The 18,212-nt window shown below is 62.0% G+C and carries 16 protein-coding genes; 4 read left to right on the forward strand and 12 right to left on the reverse strand.

Annotation, left to right across the window (positions count from 1 at the left end; translation table 11 throughout):
- Positions 1 to 93: 93 nt before the first annotated feature.
- From galU to cmk, 8 genes are all read right to left on the reverse strand, one after another.
- Positions 94 to 966, reverse strand: coding sequence for a UTP--glucose-1-phosphate uridylyltransferase GalU (gene galU / locus QMG46_RS17185; RefSeq protein WP_281849072.1), 873 nt, complete (start codon positions 964 to 966; stop codon positions 94 to 96).
- Positions 967 to 2,862, reverse strand: a complete 1,896-nt coding sequence (locus QMG46_RS17190; protein WP_281849073.1) for a polysaccharide biosynthesis protein — start codon at positions 2,860 to 2,862, stop codon at positions 967 to 969. It lies immediately after the preceding gene.
- Complete coding sequence (locus tag QMG46_RS17195; protein ID WP_281849074.1) at positions 2,849 to 3,883, reverse strand: MraY family glycosyltransferase; 1,035 nt, start codon at positions 3,881 to 3,883, stop codon at positions 2,849 to 2,851. Before QMG46_RS17195 ends, QMG46_RS17190 begins: the two co-directional genes overlap by 14 nt.
- Before the next feature lie 5 nt (positions 3,884 to 3,888).
- Complete coding sequence (lapB, locus tag QMG46_RS17200) at positions 3,889 to 5,061, reverse strand: lipopolysaccharide assembly protein LapB (RefSeq protein WP_281849075.1); 1,173 nt, start codon at positions 5,059 to 5,061, stop codon at positions 3,889 to 3,891.
- The gene (locus QMG46_RS17205) at positions 5,058 to 5,321 is read right to left on the reverse strand and encodes a lipopolysaccharide assembly protein LapA domain-containing protein (RefSeq protein WP_281849076.1); all 264 of its coding nucleotides are present in this window, start codon (positions 5,319 to 5,321) and stop codon (positions 5,058 to 5,060) included. Before QMG46_RS17205 ends, lapB begins: the two co-directional genes overlap by 4 nt.
- Before the next feature lie 200 nt (positions 5,322 to 5,521).
- On the reverse strand, positions 5,522 to 5,824 hold the full coding sequence (locus tag QMG46_RS17210) for an integration host factor subunit beta (protein ID WP_281849077.1): 303 nt from the start codon (positions 5,822 to 5,824) through the stop codon (positions 5,522 to 5,524).
- A gap of 77 nt (positions 5,825 to 5,901) precedes the next feature.
- On the reverse strand, positions 5,902 to 7,575 hold the full coding sequence (gene rpsA, locus QMG46_RS17215) for a 30S ribosomal protein S1 (RefSeq protein WP_281849078.1): 1,674 nt from the start codon (positions 7,573 to 7,575) through the stop codon (positions 5,902 to 5,904).
- A 166-nt stretch (positions 7,576 to 7,741) separates the two neighbouring features.
- On the reverse strand, positions 7,742 to 8,422 hold the full coding sequence (gene cmk, locus QMG46_RS17220) for a (d)CMP kinase (protein WP_281849079.1): 681 nt from the start codon (positions 8,420 to 8,422) through the stop codon (positions 7,742 to 7,744).
- A 109-nt stretch (positions 8,423 to 8,531) separates the two neighbouring features.
- Here cmk and QMG46_RS17225 point away from each other — a divergent pair, with 109 nt between their 5' ends.
- From QMG46_RS17225 to ykgO, 4 genes are all read left to right on the forward strand, one after another.
- A complete protein-coding gene (locus QMG46_RS17225) occupies positions 8,532 to 8,789 on the forward strand; it encodes an acyl-CoA-binding protein (protein WP_281849080.1) in 258 nt (85 codons plus the stop codon).
- Positions 8,790 to 8,964: 175 nt separating this feature from the next.
- Positions 8,965 to 10,983, forward strand: coding sequence for an NADPH-dependent 2,4-dienoyl-CoA reductase (locus QMG46_RS17230; RefSeq protein WP_281849081.1), 2,019 nt, complete (start codon positions 8,965 to 8,967; stop codon positions 10,981 to 10,983).
- 277 nt (positions 10,984 to 11,260) lie between these two features.
- Positions 11,261 to 12,172, forward strand: coding sequence for a LysR family transcriptional regulator (locus tag QMG46_RS17235; protein WP_281849082.1), 912 nt, complete (start codon positions 11,261 to 11,263; stop codon positions 12,170 to 12,172).
- A 72-nt stretch (positions 12,173 to 12,244) separates the two neighbouring features.
- Positions 12,245 to 12,370, forward strand: coding sequence for a type B 50S ribosomal protein L36 (ykgO, locus tag QMG46_RS17240; RefSeq protein WP_008215056.1), 126 nt, complete (start codon positions 12,245 to 12,247; stop codon positions 12,368 to 12,370).
- A 271-nt stretch (positions 12,371 to 12,641) separates the two neighbouring features.
- Here ykgO and bluB read toward each other — a convergent pair whose 3' ends face one another.
- The 4 genes from bluB to carA all read right to left on the reverse strand — a co-directional run bounded on the left by bluB (position 12,642) and on the right by carA (position 18,188).
- Entirely contained in the window at positions 12,642 to 13,283 is a 642-nt protein-coding gene (bluB, locus tag QMG46_RS17245) for a 5,6-dimethylbenzimidazole synthase (RefSeq protein ID WP_281849083.1), read from the reverse strand.
- Between the two features lie 74 nt (positions 13,284 to 13,357).
- Positions 13,358 to 13,834, reverse strand: coding sequence for a transcription elongation factor GreA (greA, locus tag QMG46_RS17250; RefSeq protein WP_281849084.1), 477 nt, complete (start codon positions 13,832 to 13,834; stop codon positions 13,358 to 13,360).
- Complete coding sequence (carB, locus tag QMG46_RS17255) at positions 13,831 to 17,058, reverse strand: carbamoyl-phosphate synthase large subunit (protein ID WP_281849085.1); 3,228 nt, start codon at positions 17,056 to 17,058, stop codon at positions 13,831 to 13,833. The genes greA and carB overlap by 4 nt, the downstream gene beginning before the upstream one ends.
- A gap of 2 nt (positions 17,059 to 17,060) precedes the next feature.
- Positions 17,061 to 18,188: a glutamine-hydrolyzing carbamoyl-phosphate synthase small subunit gene (gene carA / locus QMG46_RS17260; RefSeq protein ID WP_281849086.1), complete on the reverse strand. Its 1,128-nt coding sequence runs from the start codon at positions 18,186 to 18,188 to the stop codon at positions 17,061 to 17,063.
- Positions 18,189 to 18,212 lie beyond the last annotated feature (24 nt).

Consider the following 18,212-nt stretch of genomic DNA (forward strand, 5'->3'; position numbering starts at 1 on the left):
CTTGTAGGAGCGACTTCAGTCGCGACCGGCCGTGACGTCACGGTGGGTCGCGACTGAAGTCGCTCCTACAGGCTTAGGCGGAGCTCTCCGGCTTCAGAGCGCTTTAATGAAGTCGCGCACGGTCGGCGCGAGCTTGGGGTCCTGCATTGCCATATGCATGGTGGCGCGCACCAGGCCGGCTTTGTTGCCGCAGTCGAAACGCGTACCTTCGAAGCGGTAGGCCAGGACCTTGCCCTGCTCCTTCAGCAACGCATCGATGGCATCGGTCAGCTGAATCTCGCCACCGGCACCAGGCGTGGTCTGCTCCAGCAACTGGAAGATGCGCCCGGGCAATACATAACGGCCGACCACGGCCAGGTTCGACGGCGCGTCGGCAGGCTTGGGCTTTTCCACCATATGGCGGATCTGCGCACTGCGCTCGTCGATCGGCGTGGCGTCGACGATGCCGTACTTGTCGGTGTCGTTCTGCGGTACTTCTTCCACCGCGATCACACCGGCACCCTGTGCCTGCGCAAGCTCGGCCATCTGGCGCAGTGCGCCCTTGCCCTTATTCCAGATCAGGTCGTCGGGCAGGATGATGCCGAACGGCTCATCGCCCACTACCGGCTTGGCGCACAGCACCGCATGCCCGAGGCCGAGGGCCTCCGGCTGCGTGACGAAGATCGCGCGAACGTGCCGCGGCAAGGTGCCCTGCACCAGCGCAAGCAGTTCGTCCTTGCCTTTCTCTTCGAGCTTCGCTTCCAGCTCGTAGGCCTTGTCGAAATAATCGGCAATGGCGTGTTTATAACGATTGGTGACAAACACCAGCGTATCGGCGCCGGCGTCGACAGCCTCGTCGACGGCGTACTGAATCAACGGGCGATCCAGTACCGGAAGCATTTCCTTGGCGACAACCTTGGTCGCGGGCAAAAAGCGTGTTCCCAAACCAGCAACGGGAAAAACCACCTTACGCAACGGCTTGCTCACTCACTTCTCTCCAGATTCAACGCGACGAATCGACACCACGTTTTCCGGCTGGCCGATATCGCTCCAGCGGAACGAAGGCAACAAGCCGGAGACACACGCACGAAGATTTTCTTCGTCGAAGGCAATGGTAGCGTCCGTCGCCTTGGTCAGCTGAACCTGCAACAGATCCCACGAGACCTGACGATGCTGTGCCAGGAAGATCTTTGCGTGCGTGGTGGCGCTATAGTTTTCCAACGGATGAAACAGCTCTTCGAACAGCTTCTCACCCGAACGTAAGCCGGTATAAACGATCGGCACTTCGGTGCCCGGTTTCTTGCCGGCCAGACGAATCATCTGCTCGGCGAGATCGCGAATCTTCACCGGCTCGCCCATGTCGAGCGCGAAGATCTCGCCGCCATGCCCCAGACTCGCCGCCTGCAGAATCAGCTGGCAGGCTTCGGGAATGGTCATGAAGTAACGCGAGATCTCCGGGTGCGTGATGGTCACCGGCCCGCCATTACGAATCTGCTGGCGGAACAGCGGCACGACCGAGCCGGCCGAATCCAGTACGTTGCCGAAACGCACTGTGATATAGCGCGTATTCGACTTGGCGTTGAGATTCTGGCACCAGATTTCGGCGATGCGCTTGCAGGCGCCCATGACGCTGGTCGGGTTGACCGCCTTGTCCGTCGAGATCAATACGAAGCATTCGACCTTGTGCTGATCGGCCAGGTCGGCGATGTTGCGCGTAACCAGTACGTTGTTGCGGAAGGCCTGACGCAACTGACCTTGCAGCATAGGCACGTGCTTATAGGCTGCCGCGTGGAAAACTACCTGCGGCTGATTTTCAGAAAACAACTTGCGCATGGCAGCCGCATCGCCGGCATCGGCCAGGATGCCCTCGAAAATCAGCTCGGGATATTCCGCGCGCAGTTCCTGAGAAATTTGATAGAGATTGAATTCGCTGTGATCGACGACTGCCAGCGAATGCGCGCCCAGGCGTGCCACTTGTCGGCACAGCTCCGAACCGATCGAACCACCGCCGCCCGTCACCAGCACACGGCGACCCGTCAGTGTTTCGCGAATAGCCGTCCAATCCAACTCGACCGGATCGCGGCCAAGCAGATCTTCGATGGCCACTTCCTTGATCTCGTTGAACTGCGCGCGACCGGCGACGACGTCCTCCAGCTTGGGAACGGTGCGGTACGGCAAGCCGGTGAGATCGCACAGCTCCACGATGCGGCGCATTTCCGTGGTGGTCGCGCCAGGCATGGCGATCAGCAGCATCTGCACCGCCGCTTCGCGGGTCAACTCCGGCAACTGATCGATACGGCCCAAGACGGGACGTCCATTGATGCTGGCGCCACGCAGGCTTTCCTTGTCGTCGACAAAACCGACCACATTGAAACGCGCATCGCGATGCAGGTCGCGCGAGAGCGCCTCACCCGCCCGGTCGGCACCCACGATCAATACGCGCTGCGCACCTTCGGCCGGAAACATGTCCAGGCGACTGTCCTTCCAGAAGCGGTAAGCGAGTCGGGGCGCACCGAGCAAAATCGACAGCACCACCGGATACAACAGAAGCACCGAGCGCGGAACGTCGTTGAGGCGGTTATATAAGAACAACGCCAGGCCGATGGCCAATGCGCCAATGATGGTTGCTCTCAGAATATTCCACAGATCGGGCAAGCTGGCGAAACGCCACACGCCACGATAAAGACCGGTCCAGCTAAGCACCGCCGCCTGCACCAGCAGCACCAGCGGAAACTCCAATGGATGAAAGGCGTAGTTCCCGTCATTGATCAGGTCGTAGCGCAGTGTCTTTGCGATCCACCAGGCCAATGCGGCCATCAGCAGATCGTGCAGCACGACCGCCGTACGTGGATGAATGACACCGATTAATTTACGTAACGACATGACGGGCCTTGTGCGAAATGCGCCTCAGGCGTTGGCGCTTGACTAGCATCCATGCTGCGCTCGCAGCAAGGTAGACGAAAACGCAGATCGGGAATGCCAGCCGGGGATAAACCCATGCCAGTACTACCGAGGGCGCCACGACTAACGCATTCCAGATCAGATACCACATGCCCCCTGCTGCATGGGATAACCCGCTGCGAACCAACCATTGGTAGAGATGTTCGCGGTGCGCAGTGTACCAGCGCTTTCCTGCCAACATCCTGCTCAAAAGGGTAAGCGCAGCATCCACGACAAAAGATGAACTCAAGGTCAAAGCAGGCCAAACCAGCCCCGTTTCGACGCGCCACAGCATGACCGTGAGCACAAAAATCAGCAATCCTACGGTGCCGCTACCGACGTCCCCCATGAAAATGCGAGCACGGGGCCGATTGAAGAACCAGAAGCCCAGACTGGCCGAGGCCAGGCAAGCACCCGCCCCCGCCAGCGCCGACTGCCCTGCGGCCCAGGCCAGCCAGGACAGCCCCAGGCCGACGAAAATCGCTTGTTGCGCCAACAAACCGTCGATCCCATCCATGAAATTGTGCAGGTTGATGCTCCATGCGCCAGCCAGCATAAGCACCGGCAGCCACAGCATGGACAGGCTGCCATCGAACAAAATTACGACGGCGAACAGTGCACTGGCTAGAAGCTGAACGCCCAGCCTGGGAAGGATCGGTAAAGGGCGGTGATCGTCCCACCAGCCCACCCCCGCCGTGAGCAAGGTGGCCACAGCCAGGGCCGCAGCTACCTGCCAGGACCACGCAGCGGGCAAAAGCAGCAGCGCGACCGGCATGGTCAGCACCGCCGAAATGATCAGACCTATGCCGCCACCGCGAGGCGTGGGGATGGTGTGCGAACGGCGCTGGCCCGGCTGGTCGAACATGCCGCGCCGATGGGCATAAGCGATCGCGCCACGCACCAGCGCAACCGATATCAGCAAGGCCGCCAATGCCAGAACGAGAAGGCGCTCGAAACTCGGCATGAAACTCACTCGTTGGCTACGCCATGGATCGGGCGAATCGTGCTCCAGCTCTTGCAGCTCGGACACTGCCAATGATGTGCCTTGGCACCGAAGCCACAACGGCTGCAGCGATACATCGCCTGGCCTTCGAGCAACTTTTTGGTGAGGTCGCGCAGGATCAGGAAATTCTCCCTCGCCTCACCGTCGATCTTGTCCATGGTCGCATCGATCAAGGCCATCAGCCCACGTACCGACGGACGCTGACGCAACTGCGAGGTCAGGAAATCAATCGCCGTGCGTTCACCATCGCGCTGCTGATAAAGCTTGGTCAATGCCAGCACCGGCGAGATACCGTGATAACGGCCAAGCATGTCGCGCAGGAAATGCTCGGCGCGTTCCATCTGCTGCGAACGTGCATAGCTATTGAGCAAAGGCGGCAGGATTTCCGGCACAAAAGCGATATCCGCTTCGATCGCTTCTTCGTACACCTTGACCGCTTGCGCGTGCTCGCCTTCGTCGGCGAACAGGCGCCCCGTCAGCATGAAAGCGCGCACGCTACTGGGCTGGCTGGCGAATGCCTGCTGCAGATACTCGCGTGCTTCCTGACGTGCACCGTGCTGGCGTGACTGGTCGGCCAACTCGCAGTAGAACTGCGCGATCATGCCCGACTCGTCTTCGCCGATCATTGCCTCGAGCCGGCGCGCATGTTCGATGGCTTTATGCCAATCGCGCTCGTGTTGATAGATCGCAATCAGATGACGCAAGGCCGATGGTGCATGTGCATCCATGGCCACCAGATCGGAGAACAGCGTTTCGGCGCGATCGAGCAGACCGGCACGCATATAGTCTTCGCCCAGCTCCAGCAGCGCGACGGTCTTCATCGCATCGGACAGGCCGGGACGCGATACCAGATGTTGATGCAGTCGAATGGCGCGATCGACCTCGCCCCGGCGGCGGAACAGATTACCCAGCGCGAGATGGGTTTCGACCGTGTCGCGGTTGTATTCGGCCAAGCGCAGGAAAACTTCGATCGCCTTGTCCTGCTCCTCGTTGAGCAGGTAGTTCAGGCCGCGGAAGTAATCGGACGACAGCTCGCTGACCTGTGCCCCCGAGCGCCGGGCGCCCGATCGACGGGCACTCCACCACCCACTGGCAAAGGCCAAGGGAACCAGCAGAGCAAGCACATAAAGCCCCGTCATGTGCCGACCGTCTGCCCCGTCTTGTCCGTAGCCTTGCGCTCCCGACGGAGACGGCGGCGATGTTTCATGCTCACGCCGAGCCAAGCGGTCAGGCCGCCGAGCAACCAGCCGATCACCAGGGCGGTCAGCAACGCGGCACCCTTGGGTAGCTGCACGTGGGCAAAAGCCAGGTCGTAACTGACGAAGTCGGCGTTGAGCGCCCCCAGGACAATGCCGGCGGCGACGAAGAACAGAAGGATCAGGATGACGAGCAGTCGCATCGCGTGACTTTAGCTGATTGCCCGGCCCGGGCACAGCCGGGCGAGGAAGCGATGTTGTGATCGATGGCATACATATGCGCCCGGCCCATGCCCACCATGAGTGCCTTGGCAGCGCAGGAAGGTTTACCCGGGGCTAAAAAAAACGGCCGGCTTGCGCCGACCGCTTCTTGCTTTCTTTATAGCCACTGGACTCGACGGGCTCAGGCCGCGCCGGCTTGCTCCAGCAACATATTGACTCGCTCGCGCAATTCCTTGCCCGGCTTGAAATGCGGCACGTGCTTGCCCGGCAGCGCAACGGCGTCGCCAGTCTTGGGGTTGCGACCCATACGCGGCGGCCGATAGTGCAGCGCGAAGCTGCCAAAGCCGCGAACTTCGATCCTCTCACCATGAGCCAGCGCGTGGCTCATCTGTTCGATCACGCTTTTCACCGCGAGTTCGACGTCACCAAACGCAAGATGGGTTTGGCGCCGAGCCAGCGCTTCGATCAGTTCGGATTTGGTCATGGGTCCCCAATGTCCGTGACATGAAAACACAACTATAACGTTGGAGCGGCGCAATGCCGCTCCAACGCCAGGCCTGATTAGTCAGCCTTGTTCAACTGCTCTTTCAGCAACGCACCGAGCTTGGTCGTACCGCCGGAAGCGGACGAGTATTCGGCCATCGCATCCTGCAGATCTTCCTCGTCCTTCGCGCGGATCGACAGCTGCAGCTGGCGGCCCTTACGGTCCATGCCAGTGAACTTGGCTTCGACCTTGTCGCCCACCTTCAGATGCTGGGTAGCGTCGTCGATGCGCTCCTTGGCGATGTCGTTGGCGCGCAGGTAACCCTCGACGCCTTCGCCCAGGTCAATGACTGCACCCTTGGCGTCGACTTCCTTGACGACACCGTTGACGATGGTGCCGCGCGGGTTGGTCGCCATGAACTGACCAAACGGATCCTGCTCCATCTGCTTGATGCCGAGGGAGATGCGCTCGCGCTCCGGATCGACCGCCAGAACCACGGCTTCGATCTCGTCGCCCTTCTTGAAGTTGCGAACGAGGTCTTCGCCCGACGCCTGCCAGGAGATATCGGACAGGTGAACCAGGCCGTCGATGCCGCCGTCCAGACCGATGAAGATGCCGAAATCGGTGATCGACTTGATCTGACCGGACACCTTGTCGTTCTTCTTGTGCATCGCTGCGAAGGCTTCCCACGGGTTCGAGCGGGTCTGCTTGATACCCAGCGAGATGCGGCGACGCTCTTCATCGACGTCCAGCACCATCACTTCGGTCTCGTCACCAACCTGCACGACCTTGGCCGGGTTGACGTTCTTGTTGGTCCAATCCATTTCGGACACGTGGACCAGGCCTTCGACGCCCGGCTCGATCTCGACGAAGCAGCCGTAATCGGTGACGTTGGAGACCTTGCCGAACAGGCGGCTGCCGACCGGGTAGCGGCGAGCGATGGCGACCCACGGGTCGTCGCCGAGCTGCTTCAGGCCCAGCGACACGCGGTTGCGCTCGCGGTCGTACTTCAGCACGCGGACGTCCAGCTCGTCGCCGACGTTGACGACTTCGGACGGATGACGCACGCGCTTCCACGCCATGTCGGTGATGTGCAGCAGGCCGTCGATACCGCCCAGGTCCACGAATGCGCCGTAGTCGGTGAGGTTCTTGACCGTACCCTTGACCACTGCACCTTCGGTCAGGCGCTCCAACAGCTTCTCGCGCTCCTCGGAGAACTCGGTCTCGACGACGGCGCGGCGGCTGACCACAACGTTGTTACGCTTGCGGTCGAGCTTGATGATCTTGAACTCGAGGTCCTTGCCTTCCAGGTAAACCGGATCGCGGACCGGACGCACGTCGACCAGCGAGCCCGGCAGGAATGCGCGGACGTCCTTGATGTCGACGGTGAAACCGCCCTTGACCTTGCCGGAGATCTTGCCGGTGATGGTCTCTTCCTTGTCGAACGCCTGCTCGAGGTCGTCCCACACCATCGAACGCTTGGCCTTCTCACGGGAGAGCTTGGTCTCGCCGAAACCGTCTTCCAGTGCGTCGAGGGCAACCTTCACCTCGTCGCCCACCTGCACTTCCAACTCTCCGCTCTCGTCCTTGAACTGCTCGATCGGGACGATGCCTTCGCTCTTCAGGCCAGCGTTGATCACGACGACGTCGTTGCGGATTTCCACAACGATACCGGTGACGATCGCGCCCGGCTTCAGCTTGGAGATGGCCTGTTGGCTCTGTTCAAACAGTTCGGCAAAACTTTCAGTCATGTTGATTCCAGAAATGGGAAAAGGCCGTAGACCCTCGTGCGTTATGACGAACGCTCGAGCATCTCATCGGCCCACCGGCTGTGGGTGTCTTTCGGATTGGCTACCGTCGAACACCGTTGACCAAAACTCCATGCCGTAGCACGGAGCACGAATGCCATCGGCAGCCTTATGGCTGCACGACGGCGAGTACTTTAGCGACCACGTCCCCGATGCTTAAGCCGGTGCTATCCACCAGAATCGCATCTTCGGCGGGCTTGAGCGGCGCGACGGCCCTCGATGCATCCCGGGCGTCACGCGCTTCAATTTCGCGCTGAAGGCTTGTAAGTGTAACGCTGAGTCCCTTTTCCTTCAACTGCTTATAGCGTCTTTTCGCGCGTTCGGCGGCACTGGCGGTCAGGAACACCTTGAACGGGGCATCCGGGAAGATCACCGTCCCCATGTCCCGGCCATCGGCCACCAGTCCCGGCGCCTTGCGGAAACCCAGCTGCATGGCAACCAGGGCCTCCCGGACCGAGGGTACGGAGGCGATGGCCGAGGCTGCAGCGCCGGCTGTCTCGGTCCGCAGCTCATCGGTAGCGTCATGCCCGTTCACGATGACCCGGGTGTCCTGCCCGTCGGGAGCGGCCCGAAACTGGATCTTGGTGGTCTGCGCGCAGCGGGTGACCGCTTCCACGTCGGACAGGTCCAGCCCGCCCGCGCCCGCGGCATAGCCGACGGCCCGGTACAGGGCACCCGAATCGAGCAGGCGCCAGCCCAGATGCTCGGCCACCAGGCGACTGATCGTGCCCTTGCCCGACCCGGACGGCCCATCGATGGTAAGTACAGGAACGGGGGTGGCAGGGGTCATGACGGCTCCGGTCGGGCTAAACCACTTATGATATCGCGTTGACCCCCACGCCGAGCGCGTGGTATCAAGCCGCGCACCTTTCCGCAAGCTTTCCTAAAGTACAGACCCCATGACCGATCTTCGTCCCGAGTTCGAACAGGCAGCCGAAGACATCCAGAAACTGGGGGAAAGGCCGGACAACGACACGCTGCTCAAGCTCTATGCCCTTTACAAGCAGGGCTCCGAGGGCGACGTCCACGGTCAGCAGCCTGGGTTTTTCGACTTTATCGGCACCGCCAAGTACGAAGCGTGGGCGAAGCTGCGTGGCGTGGATGGGGAAGAGGCTCGGCGGCGGTATATCGAGTTGGTGCGGGAGTTGCTGGGTTAGGCCCTTCGGGCCTTTTAGGAGTGAGTGGAGAGGAGTGAGGAGTGAGAGAAAGCAAGCTCTCGCCGGCTCTTGCTCTCTCTAACTCATCACTCCTCTCCACTCACTCCTCGCTCTTGCTTTTCACCGTCCCGCCCGGCACATTCATACGATCGTTTGAACGAGCCGCCACCACCCCATGTCCTATCCACACCTGTTCGCCCCGCTCGACCTGGGCCATGTAACCCTGCCCAATCGCATCCTGATGGGCTCGATGCACACCGGCCTGGAAGACAAGGCTGCGGATTTCGACAAGCTAGCCGCTTATTTCGCCGAACGCGCACGCGGCGGCGTTGGCCTGATGGTCACCGGCGGCATCGCGCCGAGCATCCAGGGCTGGCTCAAACCCTTCGGCGGTCGGTTGAGCATGCCCTGGCATGTGGCCCGCCATAAAAAGGTCACCGAGGCCGTGCACAAAGAAGGCGGGCTGATCTGCATGCAGATCCTGCACGCCGGCCGCTACGGCTATCACCCGCTGTCGGTGGCGCCTTCGAAAATCAAATCGCCGATCACCCCATTTACGCCACGCGCACTTTCCGCAGGCGGCGTGGAACGCAGCATCCGCGACTTCGCCCATTGCGCAAAGCTCGCACGCGACGCCGGTTACGACGGCGTTGAAGTGATGGGTTCGGAAGGCTATCTGATCAACCAGTTCCTGGCCGAACGCAGCAATCATCGCAACGACAAATACGGCGGCGATGCCACACGACGCATGCGCTTTGCGCTGGAAGTGGTCGAGCGCACGCGCGAAGCGGTGGGCCGCGATTTCATCATCATCTATCGCCTGTCGATGCTCGACCTTGTCGAAGGCGGCCAGGACTGGAACGAAATCGTGACGCTGGCCAAGGGCATCGAAAAAGCCGGCGCAAGCATCATCAATACCGGTATCGGCTGGCACGAAGCGCGCATCCCCACCATTGTCACCAGCGTGCCGCGCGCAGGGTTTTCGTGGGTCACGGCCAAGCTCAAGGGCGAAGTAGCCATTCCACTGATCACCACCAATCGCATCAACATGCCCGACGTGGCCGAGCGGATTCTTGCTGCCGGCGAAGCGGACATGGTGTCGATGGCGCGTCCGCTACTGGCCGATCCGCAATGGGCACGCAAGGCACACGCAGGACAAGGCGATCGCATCAACACCTGCATTGCCTGTAACCAGGCATGTCTCGATCATGTGTTTTCGCAACGCCGCGCCAGTTGCATGGTCAACCCGCGCGCCTGCCATGAAACCGAACTGACCATCACGCCCGCGACGGCAAAAAAACGCATCGCCATTATTGGTGCGGGACCTGCCGGCATGGCGAGCGCAGCCACGCTGGCCGAGCGTGGCCACACTGTCACGCTGATCGATCAGGAAAGCCGTATAGGCGGCCAATTCAATTACGCCAAACGCATTCCCGGCAAGGAAGAATTCGAGGAAACGCTACGCTATTTCCACCACCGCCTGGACGATCTGGGCGTAACAATACAGCTCGGCCAGCGCGTCGACGCCGCTGCCGTCAAGAACGGCGGCTATGACGAAGTGATCGTGGCCACCGGCATCACGCCACGCAAAGCGCAATTCCCTGGCAGCGACGATTCGCGTGTGCTCAGCTACATCGACGTGCTTGCAGGCAACGCAACAGTTGGCGCGCGCGTAGCCATCGTCGGCGCCGGCGGTATCGGCTTCGATGTCGCCGAGTTTCTGGCCGAATCGGCGCCCTCGCCCACTACCGATGTCGTGCGCTGGACGCGCGAATGGGGCGTGGATCGTCAACTGGAAACGCGCGGCGGCCTGGTCAAGGCGCAGCCGGAAGCGCCCGAACGCCAGATCTGGCTGCTACAGCGCAGCGAGGGCCGCCCCGGCGCACGCTTGAACAAGACCACCGGCTGGGTACACCGCGCCACATTGAAAGCCAAGCAGGTCGCGATGCTCGGCGGCGTCAGCTATGACCGGTTCGACGCCGAAGGCCTGCATATCACCGTGGACGGTAAATCCCAGGTACTGCCGGTCGACAACATCATCGTGTGCGCCGGCCAGGAGCCGAACCGCCACCTGGCCGACGAACTGCTGGCAGCAGGCATCAAGGCTCATGTGATCGGCGGCGCGGATGTCGCTGCCGAGCTGGATGCCAAACGCGCCATCGATCAAGGTACGCGCTTGGCAGCGAACCTTTGAACGATAGCGAGGGGCGGAAAAAGAAAGCGCCCCGCTAGACGACGCGTCGATATCGGTTCGGGGGGAGAGAGACCGAGTATCGCGGGGATATAGCGTCGCTGCGGAGCGGGGGTCACCGCCACCTGGGGGGAGGGGAAGGTGGCGGGACGATGCGTAGGATAGGATCGATCCAGGTCGTCGGCAAATATATATTTAGCGCTCCACTTATTCGTTTTGCGTATAAGATCACGCCCAACCGGCGAAAAAGCCGCTATCCACCTCTGCCCGGATCGCTCTCATGTTCGATTTTCGCCAGCTGCGTTACTTCATCGCGGTCGCGGAAGAGCTGAGCTTCAGCCGCGCAGCCCAGCGCCTGCACCTCTCGCAGCCCCCTTTATCTCAGCAAATTCAAGCACTTGAACGTGATCTTGGCGTGCTTTTATTCAATCGGGACAAGCGCAACGTCGCACTGACCGAGCCCGGGCGGGTGTTTTTGGAACAGGCGCGACAGATCCTGGGGAAGGCAGAAGAAGCCCGCGGCCAAGTCGCCGAGGCGGCCGCCGGCTTTACCGGGCTCCTGCGCCTGGCCTACACCGTCTCGGTCACCTTTCATCCCGCCCTGCCCCACGCCCTGCTCCAACACCGCCAGATCGCCCCCAACGTGCGGGTCGCGCTGAGCGAGATGTACACCGAGCCCCAATTTGCCGCCTTGCTGACCGGTCAGATCGATGTCGGCTTTGTCCGCGACGAACCCAAGCATGAAGGCGACCGCGAGGCCTTGCAGCTGGACATCATCGACCGAGAGCCGCTGGTACTTGCCCTGCCCGCCGGGCACCGCCTTGCGGGCCGTACCAGCGTCCGGCTGCAAGAGGTGGCGCGCGAATCCTTTGTAGTGCAGCCGCGCGAGTTGGCCGCCACGCTTTACGATCGCCTGGTACAACTGGCGATGAAAGCCGATTTTCACCCGCAGATCCGCCAGCACGCGCAGCAGATCAACGGCCTGCTGGTGCTGGTGGCCGCCGGTATGGGCCTGGCCCTGGTACCCGCTTCGATGCGTGCCGTCGGCCTGGCTGGGGTAAGCTATGCGTCGCTGGACGACCCGGACGCCACCATGCTCCTGGCCGTCGCGACCCGCCGCAACGATCCCTCGCCGGTACTGGCCAAATTCCTGTCCACGGTGGCTGAATCCAAAGCTACCGTGGGCTTGTGATAGGCGATTCAACCGGTTACACTTGCGTGCTCAATTTTTCGTATTCTTCTTTTTCTGTTTCAGGAGCTGGCCGTGAAGGTGCTTTCCTCTTTGAAGTCCGCCAAGCAGCGGCACCGTGACTGCAAGGTTGTGCGCCGTCGCGGCAAAGTGTTCGTGATCTGCAAGAGCAACCCGCGTTTCAAGGCTCGTCAGCGCTGAGTTTCGCGCCGGGTTGTAAAAAAGCCGCATTTGATGCGGCTTTTTTTATGTCTGAAAAAAGCTTTCAGTTACCCGATCGACCCGCCCCTCCCGATCGTCATCCCGGCGTAGGCCGGGACCCAGTGGCTTCGGTTTCCGGTTTTCGCGACAGAGCAAATGCCTGATGACTCTGGCGACAACCGACCACAAAGCCACTGGGTCCCGGCCTGCGCCGGGATGACGAATTAGGAAAGGTTTTTAGAGGTTCCCAATGGCGATCGATAGCGACGAATCACGCAGGCCACTGATTCTCAAACACGCACTCACTCAACGGCAACCGCTTCGCCCAATGCTCCGTTTCCAACATCGGCCGTGGATAAAACGCCTCCACATGCCCCAGGCAGAGAATCGCTACAGGTCGCGCACCCTCCGGCATCCCAAGCAATTGCCGCACTTCGTCGACATCGAACAGCGAAACCCAGCCCATCCCGAGACCTTCGGCGCGAGCCGCGAGCCACATGTTCTGGATCGCACAGGCCACTGACGCCAGATCCATATCGGGCATGGTGCGACGGCCAAAGACATGGCGTTCGCGCCCGTCCATCAATGCCATCACCAGCAGCTCGCCGCATTCGAGCATGCCCTCGACCTTGAGCTTCATGAACTCGTCGCTGCGTTCGCCCAATGCATCGGCGGTGAGCACACGCTCGCGTTCGACGCAGGCATGCAGCGATAGACGTAGCGTAGGCTCGGTGACGCGCACCATGCGCCAGGGCTGCATGAAGCCAACACTCGGAGCGTGGTGGGCGGCATCGAGCAGGCGACGCAGAACTTCCGGCTCCACCGGATCGGACATAAAATGGCGCATGTCGCGACGCTCGTGAATCGCGCGGTAGACCGCTGCGCGCGCTGTCTCGTCAAAGGCCTGAGTCATCGGTATCGCCGTGTGGGTGTGTACAAGAAAAAAGCCCGCCAAAGCGGGCCTTCTTCATCGCAAAACCAATGCCGTCACTCGTACCGAACGCCAGTGATTTCGTAGTGCTTCACGCCGTTGGGTGCCGTGAACTCGAAACTGTCGCCCGAGCTCTTGCCGATCAATGCACGCGCAATCGGTGAGGAGACGGCGATCAGGCGCTGCTTGATGTCGGCTTCGAGGTCGCCCACGATCTGGTAGGTCACCGCTTCGCCGCTGTCTTCGTCCTCCAGGTCGACCGTGGCACCGAACACCACGCGGGTGCCGGCGGCCAGACGCGAGATGTCGATCACCTCGGCGGTGGACAACGCACCTTCCAGCTCGGCGATACGGCCTTCGGTAAAGCTCTGCTGCTCGCGCGCAGCGTGATACTCGGCGTTTTCTTTCAGATCGCCATGCGCACGCGCTTCGGCAATCGCCGCGATGATCCTCGGGCGATCGACCGATTTAAGTCTCTCCAGTTCGCCACGCAGCCGCTCGGAACCGGCTTTTGTAATGGGGGCGCGACTCATGCCTTCAGCTCCTTGTGCAACTCTTGCAGGCTGTGCACCTCGCCGGCACCGTGGAAATCCAACGAGTGCACCAGCGCGCGCGCTCCTGCGACGGTGGTGGAATAGGTAACGCGATGCTGCAGAGCCTCGCGCCGGATCGAGAACGAATCGGCGATGGCCTGCTTGCCCTCGGTCGTGTTCACGATATAAACGATTTCGCCGTTCTTGATAAGGTCGACGACGTGCGGGCGGCCCTCGAGCACCTTGTTGATGCGCTCGCAAACCACGCCATGCTCGGCCAGATAAGCCGCCGTGCCGGCGGTCGCCACCAGGCTGAAACCACGCGCCAGGGCGTCCTTCGCCACCGGCAGCAGGCGATCCTTGTCGGCATCGCGCACCGACACGAACACCTTGCCCTTCGGCGGCGTCTTGATACCGGCGGCATCGTGGCCACGCGCGAAGGCGGCGCCGAAACTGCGGCCCACACCCATCACTTCGCCGGTCGAACGCATTTCCGGACCGAGGATCGGATCGACGTTCTGGAACTTCAGGAACGGGAAGATCGCTTCCTTGACCGAGTAGTACTCCGGGATCACTTCACGCGTGGCGTTCTGGTCTTTCAGCGAACGGCCGGCCATCGCGCGTGCGGCGATCTTGGCCAGCGGCACGCCGGTGGCCTTGGACACGAACGGCACGGTGCGCGATGCACGCGGGTTGACCTCGAGAATGAACACGGTGTCGCCCTGGATCGCGAACTGCGTGTTCATCAGGCCGATGACCTTCAGCTCCTTCGCCATCGCCGTCACCTGGCGACGCATCTCGTCCTGGATTTCCTGCGACAGCGAGTACGGCGGCAGCGAGCAGGACGAATCGCCCGAATGCACGCCGGCCTCCTCGATATGCTCCATGATGCCGCCGACCAGCACGTTACCTTCCTGGTCGGCGATGATGTCGACGTCCACCTCGACTGCGTGATCGAGGAAGCGGTCGAGCAGCACCGGCGAGTCGTTCGACACCTGCACGGCTTCACGGATGTAGCGCGACAGATCGGCATCGTCGTAGACCACTTCCATCGCGCGGCCGCCCAGCACGTAGCTCGGGCGCACCACCAACGGATAACCGATCTCGCGGGCCAGCGCCAAGGCCTCGTCGGCATTGCGCGCGGTGCGGTTCGGCGGCTGCTTCAGGCCGATCTTTTCGATCATCTGCTGGAAGCGCTCGCGGTCTTCGGCCAGGTCGATCGAGTCGGGCGACGTACCGATGATCGGCACGCCAGCGGCTTCGAGCGCACGCGCCAGCTTCAGCGGGGTCTGACCGCCGTACTGCACGATCACGCCCTTGGGCTTTTCCAGCGCGACGATTTCCAGCACGTCTTCGAGCGTCAGCGGCTCGAAGTACAGACGGTCGGAGGTGTCGTAGTCGGTCGACACGGTTTCCGGGTTGCAGTTGACCATGATGGTTTCAAAACCATCCTCGCGCAGGGCAAGCGCCGCGTGCACGCAGCAGTAGTCGAACTCGATGCCCTGACCGATACGGTTCGGGCCACCACCGAGCACGATGATCTTTTCGCGATCGGTCGGCTGCGCCTCGCACTCTTCCTCGTAGGTCGAGTACATGTAGGCCGTGGTGGTGGCAAATTCTGCCGCGCAGGAGTCCACGCGCTTGTACACCGGGCGTACGCCCAGCGTATGGCGCAGATGGCGCAAGGCCGCTTCATCGCTGCCGAGCAGTTCGGCCAGGCGCGCATCGGCAAAACCCATGCGCTTGAGTTCGCGCATGCGCGGCGCATCGAGCTTGGTGATGCCCTGCGCGGTAACCATCGCCTCTTCCAGCACGATGTCTTCGAACGCGGCCAGGAACCACGGGTCGACGCGGCTGAGGTTGTGTACCTCTTCCAGCGACAGGCCGGCGCGGAACGCATCGGCCAGATGGAACACGCGGTCGGGGCGCGGCTCGCGCAGCTCGCGCTTGAGGATCGCCAGGCCATCGTCGTTGCTCAGGTCCAACCCGGTCGGGTTCAGGCCGGTCTTGCCGATCTCCAGGCCGCGCAGCGCTTTCTGCAGCGACTCGTGGAAGGTACGGCCCATCGCCATCACTTCGCCGACCGACTTCATCTGCGTGGTCAGGCGGGCATCGGCGGACGGGAATTTCTCGAACGCGAAGCGTGGAATCTTGGTGACGACGTAATCGATGCTCGGCTCGAACGAGGCCGGGGTCAGGCCGCCGGTGATGTCGTTCTTGAGCTCGTCCAGCGTGTAGCCCACCGCCAGCTTGGCGGCGATCTTGGCGATCGGGAAGCCGGTGGCCTTGGAGGCCAGCGCCGACGAGCGCGACACGCGCGGGTTCATTTCGATCACCACGACGCGGCCGGTTTCGGCATTGATGCCGAACTGCACGTTGGAGCCGCCGGTGTCGACGCCGATCTTGCGCAGCACGGCGATGGAAGCATCGCGCAGGCGCTGGTATTCCTTGTCAGTGAGCGTCTGTGCCGGCGCAACCGTGATCGAGTCGCCGGTGTGTACGCCCATCGGATCGAGGTTTTCGATCGAGCACACGATGATGCAGTTGTCCGCCTTGTCGCGGACCACTTCCATCTCGAATTCCTTCCAGCCGAGTACGGACTCTTCGACCAGCACTTCGTGCACGGGCGAGAGATCCAGGCCGCGCTTGACGATCTCTTCGAACTCTTCGACGTTGTAGGCGATACCGCCACCCGAACCGCCAAGCGTGAAGCTCGGGCGGATGATGGTCGGGAAACCGACCTTGGCCTGCGTCGCCACGGCCTGCTCATACGTGCGAGCGACTTCCGCCTTCGGACAGTCCAGGCCGATTTCGGCCATGGCGACGCGGAACAGCTCGCGGTCTTCGGCCATGCGGATGGCTTCGCGCGACGCGCCGATCAGCTCGACGTTGTACTTCTCGAGCACGCCGTTGTCGGCCAGATCGAGCGCGCAATTGAGGCCGGTCTGGCCACCCATCGTCGGCAGCACCGCATCCGGGCGCTCTTTGGCGATGATGCGCTCGACCGTCTGCCAGTTGATCGGCTCGATATAGACCGCGTCGGCGGTCTCCGGGTCGGTCATGATCGTGGCGGGGTTGGAGTTCACCAGGATGACCCGGTAGCCCTCTTCCTTCAGCGCCTTGCAGGCCTGTGCGCCGGAGTAGTCGAACTCGCAGGCCTGGCCGATGACGATCGGGCCGGCGCCGATGATGAGGACGCTCTTGATATCGGTACGCTTAGCCATCGTTAGCGGGCCTCCTGCATCAGTTTGGCAAACCGGTCGAACAGATAACCGATGTCGTGGGGGCCGGGACTGGCTTCCGGGTGACCCTGGAAGCAGAACGCCGGGCGGTCGGTCAGCGCAAAACCTTGCAGCGAACCATCGAACAGCGAGCTGTGCGTGATGCGCACATTGGCCGGCAGCGTGGCCGGGTCGACCGCAAAGCCGTGGTTCTGCGAGGTGATCAGCACCCGGCCGTCATCCAGGTCTTTCACCGGATGGTTCGCGCCGTGGTGGCCAAACTTCATCTTCAGCGTCTTGGCGCCCAGGGCCAGGCCCATGATCTGGTGGCCCAGGCAGATGCCGAACAGCGGAATCCTGGCGTCGAGCAGCTCGCGCGTGGCAGCCACCGCGTAATCGCAGGCGGCCGGGTCGCCCGGGCCATTGGAGAGGAACACGCCGTCCGGCTTCATCGCCAGCACCTCGGCGGCAGGCGTCTGCGCCGGCACCACCGTGATATCGCAGCCCTGCTCGGCCAGCAGGCGCAAGATATTGAGCTTCACGCCGTAATCGTAGGCCACGACCTTGAAGCGTTTGGACGGCTGATTGAAGCTGGTGCTGTCGAGGTCGTAGACGCCCTCGTTCCAGCTGTAGCTCTTGCTGACGCTGACCACCTTGGCCAGGTCCATGCCGTTGAGGCCCGGAAAGGCGCGCGCCTTGGCCAGCGCCGCGTCGACGTCGATCTCCGCGCCGGCCACGATGCAGCCGTTCAGGGCGCCCTTGTCGCGCAGGATGCGGGTCAGGCGGCGGGTATCGATGCCGGCAATGGCCACGATCCCGTGCTTTTTCAGGTACTCAGGCAGGCTCATCGTGCTGCGCCAGTTGCTGGCCAGGCGCGGCACGTCGCGCACGATCAGGCCGGCGGCGTGCACCGCGTCGGACTCGGCATCCTCGGCGTTCACGCCGGTATTACCGATATGGGGATATGTCAGGGTCACGATTTGGCGGGCATAGGAGGGATCGGTGAGGATCTCCTGGTAGCCGGTCATCGCGGTGTTGAAAACCACCTCGCCGACGGTTTCACCAGTAGCGCCCACGGCGTGGCCGTGAAATACGCTGCCGTCTTCGAGGGCAAGCAGAGCGGGAATAGGCATGGAGGCCGCCTTTTAGGTGCAGCA

Source organism: Dyella sp. GSA-30 (assembly GCF_027924605.1).
Classification (GTDB): domain Bacteria; phylum Pseudomonadota; class Gammaproteobacteria; order Xanthomonadales; family Rhodanobacteraceae; genus GSA-30.